This is a genomic window from Streptomyces sp. NPDC006265, assembly GCF_040613555.1.
Taxonomy (GTDB): domain Bacteria; phylum Actinomycetota; class Actinomycetes; order Streptomycetales; family Streptomycetaceae; genus Streptomyces.
In genome coordinates, this window is the sequence record NZ_JBEXSH010000585.1 from 1 (window position 1) to 5,763 (window position 5,763).

General features: G+C 72.5%; 5 protein-coding genes and 1 pseudogene. 1 reads left to right on the plus strand and 5 read right to left on the minus strand.

The window, feature by feature from the left end; genetic code table 11:
- Positions 1 to 22: 22 nt before the first annotated feature.
- The 5 genes and pseudogenes from ABZ281_RS34515 to ABZ281_RS34535 all read right to left on the minus strand — a co-directional run.
- On the minus strand, positions 23 to 1,522 hold the full coding sequence (locus ABZ281_RS34515) for an ABC transporter substrate-binding protein (protein WP_356661968.1): 1,500 nt from the start codon (positions 1,520 to 1,522) through the stop codon (positions 23 to 25).
- A 23-nt stretch (positions 1,523 to 1,545) separates the two neighbouring features.
- Positions 1,546 to 2,082 carry a GNAT family N-acetyltransferase gene (locus tag ABZ281_RS34520; RefSeq protein ID WP_356661970.1) on the minus strand — a complete coding sequence of 179 codons (537 nt, stop codon included), beginning with the start codon at positions 2,080 to 2,082 and terminating at the stop codon, positions 1,546 to 1,548.
- Between the two features lie 117 nt (positions 2,083 to 2,199).
- Positions 2,200 to 2,997, minus strand: coding sequence for a VOC family protein (locus ABZ281_RS34525; protein WP_356661972.1), 798 nt, complete (start codon positions 2,995 to 2,997; stop codon positions 2,200 to 2,202).
- A gap of 109 nt (positions 2,998 to 3,106) precedes the next feature.
- Positions 3,107 to 3,832 carry an SDR family oxidoreductase gene (locus ABZ281_RS34530; RefSeq protein ID WP_356661976.1) on the minus strand — a complete coding sequence of 242 codons (726 nt, stop codon included), beginning with the start codon at positions 3,830 to 3,832 and terminating at the stop codon, positions 3,107 to 3,109.
- 172 nt (positions 3,833 to 4,004) lie between these two features.
- A pseudogene (locus tag ABZ281_RS34535) lies at positions 4,005 to 5,087 on the minus strand (winged helix DNA-binding domain-containing protein); the annotation flags it as partial.
- Between the two features lie 143 nt (positions 5,088 to 5,230).
- Here ABZ281_RS34535 and ABZ281_RS34540 point away from each other — a divergent pair.
- Positions 5,231 to 5,755 carry a hypothetical protein gene (locus tag ABZ281_RS34540; protein WP_356661974.1) on the plus strand — a complete coding sequence of 175 codons (525 nt, stop codon included), beginning with the start codon at positions 5,231 to 5,233 and terminating at the stop codon, positions 5,753 to 5,755.
- The last annotated feature ends 8 nt before the right edge of the window (positions 5,756 to 5,763 follow it).

Here is a 5,763-nt window from a genome sequence, read left to right on the forward strand (position 1 = left end):
GGCCAGGGCATGTTCGAGCTGTTCAGCGTCGGGTCCCCGTCCCTATGAGGGTGCGCTCGTACGGATCGGGCAGCGCGCCCTGGACGGACGTCGCGATGCCCGCGACGAGCTTCAGATGCACCAGCGGGACCACCGAGTCGGTGCCGAGGACGGCCGCCTCCGCCTTCATGGCGGCGTCCTGCCGCTCGGCGGTGTCGGACTCGGCCTGGGCGGCGGCGACCAGCTTGTCCACGTTCCTGTCGCACAGGAACGACAGGTTGTTGGAGCCGTCGCAGGTGTAGTCGCTCGAGAGGACGGTGACCGGGTCGCCGGTGTCCAGCATCATGTTGCGGGAGAAGACCGCGGCGTCGAACTTGCCGCCCAGCAGGTCGCCTTCCAGGCGCGAGTACGTGCGCACTTCCAGCTTCACCTCGAACCCCGCCTTCTGCAGCTGCTGTTGGAGGACCTGGGCGGTCTCCGGCAGCTCGGGCCGGTCGCTGTAGGTGGCGAGGGTGATGCGCTCGCCGTCGGGGCCGGTGGCCCGCGCCCGCCCGGCCGGTTCGACGCGCTTGCCGGCGGCCCAGGTCAGGGCCGGGCCGAACAGGCCCTGTGCGGGCACGGCGTACCCCTCGTACGCGCCCTTGGCGATGACCGAGGTGTCGATCGCCTCGCGTGCGGCCGCCCTCAGTCCCGCGTCGGTGAAGGCGCCGGACCTGGTGTTGAGGTACAGGCTGGTGTTGCGGGCGGTGTCGACCTCGTGGACGTCGTCCTTGTCCAGGGAGGCGACCTGGGCGACGGGCAGGGACTCGGCGATGTCGGCCTCGCCGGTGCGCAGGGCGTTGGCGCGGGCGGTGCCGTCGGAGACGAACCGGGCGGTGACGCCGGACGCCTGGGCCCGACCGCCCCAGTAGTCGTCGAAACGGTTCAGCGTGGCCGCGGTGTCACCGTCGACCTTGGTGAGTGCGAAGGGGCCGGTGGCGGTGCCGACGACGTTCACCGTGCCCTTCCTGTCGTACGCCTTCGGCGCGAACACCGCGAGGGACGGATTCGACAGCCGCAACGGCAGGACGGGGTCGGCCTCGGCCGTGCTGACCCGGACCCGCTTGTCGTCCTCGGCCGCGGCGGTCAGCTTCACACCGGAGAGCGCGGACGGCGCCGGGTCGGCCTTCCCGGCGGCCGTGAGGGCGCCGGCGACGGCCTTGGCGGTGACGGCGCCGCCGTCCTGGAACCTCGCGTCCCGCAGGGTGAACACCCAGCTCCGGCCGCCGTTCTCACTGCGCCACGACTCGGCCAGCGCGGGGACCGCCGTGCCGTTCGCGTCCAGCTTGGTCAGCCCCTCGGTGACACCGAGCCGGGACAGGAGCATCGCGTCCTGGCCGTACGGCGAGTAGTTCTCGGTCGGGGCGAAGGGCAGGGCGACACGCAGCCGGGCGCCGTCGCCCGAGTCGGAGTCGGCCGAGGCGTCGTCGCCGGAGGAAGCGAAACAACCGGAGACCAAGGGCAGCACGAACAGCCCGGCTATGAGCCGGCGGGGAGTTCTCATAATGTATATGAATACCATTTTCGTTAAGCGAGCGGTATCTCGAAGTGCACGACGCCGCTGTCCCCGCCGGGCACCTCCTCCCGCTCGTCGCAGATCACCTTGCCCAGCGCCCGCCACAGGTCCATCGCGCCGGGGGACCGCGGATAGGTGTGCAGATACACGGACCGGTATCCGCCGTCGGCCCGGGCGAACTCCAGCAGGCCGTCCACCAGTTGCCGGGCCAGCCCGCGCCGCCGGTGTTCGGGGCGTACGTACACCCGCCGGAGCTGAGCCGTCTCGCCCGAGGGGAACCGCTCGGCCAGCCAGTGCGGGTTCGGCGGGTACTCCGGGCCGCGCGCATCCAGTGCCGCCGTGGCCGCGACCGTCCCGTCCCTCCCGTCCACGGCCACCAGGAGCGTGTGCCGGGGCGGCGCGACGTAGAACGGCACCGGATCGATGATGTCGGCGTGCCATCGCGGCACGTATCCCGTGCCGAAGTCGCGGTACACGGCGTCGAGCATCACCGCCCGGGCCCCGTCGATGTCGGCCGCGGTGGCCTCCCTGATGCTGTACTCACGCATTTGCGAATCATATGCAAGAGGGGTTCGGGTGTCGGTCGGGGGCCGCGGGCTCTCGAAGCCGTGTCGAGGCGGAGCTGCGGGGAGGCGGCCGGTGCGCCCGGCCCGAGTGGGCCCGGCTCAGCTCTCGGACGGGGTGAGCACCACGAAGTCCGCGTTCGCCGGGTCGAGGCAGACGGCGAGCCGGCCGACGCCCTCCATGTCCTCCGGGCCCATCTGCACGCTGCCGCCGCTCTCGGTGACCTGGGCCACCGCGGCGTCACAGTCGTCGACGGCGAAGACCGGGTGCCAGGAGGGCCGTCCGCCCGTCAGCGTCAGGTCCTCCTTGCGGAGCTGCATGAGCCCGCCGTGCATCCGGTCCTCGGGGAGTCCCGAGGGGGTGATCAGGGTGTAGGTGCCCGCGTCGCCCGGCAGCGGCATGTCGCTGAACTGCCAGCCGAAGAGAGTGCCGTAGAACTCCCGCGCGCCCGCGGCGTCGGTCGTGTACAGCTCGGTCCACGACAGCGAGCCCGGCTGGTCCACCAGCTCCAGGCCCTTGTTCGTGCCCGGCTCCCAGACGGCGAACTGACCGCCCAGCGGGTCGCTGTACTGCGCCATCCGGCCCCAGTCGTCGAGGTCCATCGGCGCGACCCGCACGGTGCCGCCCGCCTGCTGGACGGCCTGTGTCGTGGCGTCCGCGTCGGTGACGCTGTAGTAGAGCATCCAGGCCGGGCGGGCGCCCTGCTCGGTGAGTTTGCCGAGTCCGGCGACGATCTTGCCGTCCTTCTTGAACATCCCGCCCTCGAAGTCCTCGCTCTCGGCCATGGGCTCGTAGTCCCATCCGAGGACGGCACCGTAGAAGGCGGCGGCGGCCCGGACGTCCAAAGCGCCCAGGTCGAGCCAGCAGGGGGAACCGGGGACGTACTCCGTCGTGATCATGGCGATGCTTCCCTTCCGCGGGGCCAGTGTGCCCAGCGTGACACCGAGCACCGCCCGTCGCCCCTCGGCCGCTCGCCGTTCGGGGGACCCGGCGCATGCCGGGGCGGCGTCAGTGGACGGACAGCCCGCCGTCGACGAAGACCGACTGCCCGGTCACGTAGGCGGAGGCCGCGCTCGCCAGGAAGACCGCCGCACCCGCGAAGTCCTCGGCGAGACCGTTCCGCCCGACCATCGTGCGCGCGGCCAGGGCGGCCACCCTCTCCGGGTCCGACGACAGCCGCGCGTTGAGCGGTGTCATGACGAAGCCCGGCACGAGGAGGTTGCAGGTGACCCCGCTCGGCGACCACGCTTCGGCCTGGGAACGCGCCAGAGCCTCCAGCCCGCCCTTGGAGGCGCCGTAGGCACCGCTCTGGACGAACGCGCGATGCGCCTGCTGTGAGCTGATGTGGATGATCCGTCCGTACCCGCGCTGCGCCATGCCGGGTCCGAAGCGCTGTCCCAGCAGGAACGGCGCCTCCAGATTGACCGCCATCGTGGCGTCCCAGACGTCCTCGCCGAGCTGGTCCATCGGCGGACGCAGGTTGATCCCGGCGCTGTTGACGAGGATGTCGGGCTCCCCGAACGCCCCGGCCACCCGCTCGGCGGCCGTCCGCACCCCCTCGCGGGTGCTCAGATCCGCGCTGACCCACGCGGCGCGGCAACCCTGGGCCGTGAGCTCCTCGACCGTCGCGGCCAGCCCGGCCTCGCCACGGGCCACGACCACCACGCTCGCCCCCGCCCGGGCAAGGGCGCCGGTGATGGCGCGGCCGATCCCGGAACTGCCCCCGGTGACCATCGCGACCCGGCCCTCCAGCGAGAACAGCTCGGAGAGGTAGTCCCGCGCCGCCCGGGACGGCGGAGTCGCCCCGGTCTGCTGGGTCTGCTCGTCCGGCTGGGGTGATGGCGTCGGGTGGGTCGTCACGCCGACCCACTCTAGGTCGATCACCCGGCCGGCCGTCGAGCGGGTGGTAGCGGCGGTAGACCTCGGTGTCGCGGCCGGCCAGCAGCGCCGTCAACGACGCGGCCTGCGCGGCGAGTCCGTCCCACACGGCGGCCGGCAGGTCGTGGAACGCCGTGGCCTCGATGCCGCCGTCGAGTGCGCGCCAGACGCCTGCGACCCGGCCGTCGACCAGCAGCGTGGGCAGCACGTCGCCGTTCACCCGGATCACCAGACGGCGATACGCCGGAGGGATCACGCGGCTGCGGTCGGCATGGGCGAGCAGGACGCTGTCCCACATGGCCATGAGCCGGGGCGGGGCGGGAGTGTCCGCAGGCGGGCGCGAGGCGCCGGGCACGTCGTACAGGAGGGTCCCGTCGGGTCCCCGCAGGTGCTCCACCGCGTCGTCGAGGGCGAGCAGTGCCCGGCGTGCCGGCGCCCGCGGCACCATGGCGAACTGCGCGACGTCCGCCACCGACGCGGGCCCGAAGCCCGCCAGACAGCGCAGGACGAGGTGGTTCAGCGCCTCCGTCACCGTCTCCCGCCCTTCGGGCACGGGACCGGTCCGCGCCGCGACGAACGACGACCGGGCGCCGAACGACCACGGCCCGTCGGCCGGCACGTGGAGCAGCGGCGCGTACGCCTTGAGCCCCCACCACGCCCCGGCCTTCTTCTCCTCACCGACCCGCTCCGCCAGCCAGTCCTGCACCTCGTCGGCGGTCCGCGGCCGGTCCGCGAAGTCCAACAACTCGGGTACCAGCGCCCGGCCGTCGGCCGGCGTGAGTCCCGCCGCGGCGAAGCGGTGCCCGAGCCGTGAGGCGTACAGCGTCTGTTGCATGGCCTCCCGGAACAGCTGATAGTCGTCCGCGTGAACCGCGTGCAACGTGATCCGCATCAGGGTCGCCTTGACCACCGCACGCCCCGCGAAGGCGGCGTCCAGCCCGGCCGGCGTGAACCCGGTCAGCCGGTTCCACAGCGCCACGTACGGCGAGGCGGGGTGCTGCGCCTGCAGTGCCACCACACGCCGCACCGCCTCCCCGCTCTCCATCGCCTCCCCCAGCAGCAACTGGCGCCCGAGGGTGGCTCGATTGAGCTCCTGCGCGGTGATGTCCACGCCGGGGATTCTGCCGTGGCCCTGGCGGAGGCGCCGACTCCACGGCAGTGGCCTGGATCACATGGACTGGATTGAGTGCCCGGCGGGGGAGACGTCCGTACCCATGGGTGTCGGGGCGGGGCCGGATGCGAGGATGAGGCGCCATGACAGTCGGGTGGTGTGCTCGCACGATACGGGTCGCGGTGTTCGCGGCCGTCTGTGTCGTGCTCGCCGCCCTGGGGCACGTCATGATGTCCGGCGACCACGTGCCCGTGTCGACGCTGCTGGCGGGCTGGGCCGTGACGTGCATGGCGGGCTGGTGCCCGGCGGGCCGCGAACGCGGACTCGGCCTGGTCGTCGCCGTCGCCGTAGCGGTCCAGACGGCGCTGCACTCGGCGTTCTCGCTCGGACCGCCGATGCCTGGGACGTCCGGGGCGGACTCCATGGACATGCCGTCCATGAGCCACGGCATGGGATCCATGAGCCACGACATGAGCTCGGGCGCCATGGAGTCCATGTCCCCGCACACCGTGCACATCCCCGGCGGCGACTCGTCCCTCGGCATGCTCGCCGCCCACCTCCTGGCGTCGCTGCTGTGCGGCCTGTGGCTGGGCCACGGCGAACGGGCGGCCTTCCGGCTGCTGCGCGCCGTGGGCACCTGGCCCTGCTCGACACCCTGGACGCGCTGATCGCCGAC

Bases quoted from the DNA above. Each gene is read 5' to 3' on its own strand.
- ABZ281_RS34515 (WP_356661968.1), bottom strand. From the start codon at position 1,522: ATGAGAACTCCCCGCCGGCTCATAGCCGGGCTGTTCGTGCTGCCCTTG.
- ABZ281_RS34520 (WP_356661970.1), bottom strand. From the start codon at position 2,082: ATGCGTGAGTACAGCATCAGGGAGGCCACCGCGGCCGACATCGACGGG.
- ABZ281_RS34525 (WP_356661972.1), bottom strand. From the start codon at position 2,997: ATGATCACGACGGAGTACGTCCCCGGTTCCCCCTGCTGGCTCGACCTG.
- ABZ281_RS34530 (WP_356661976.1), bottom strand. From the start codon at position 3,832: ATGGTCACCGGGGGCAGTTCCGGGATCGGCCGCGCCATCACCGGCGCC.
- ABZ281_RS34540 (WP_356661974.1), top strand. From the start codon at position 5,231: ATGACAGTCGGGTGGTGTGCTCGCACGATACGGGTCGCGGTGTTCGCG.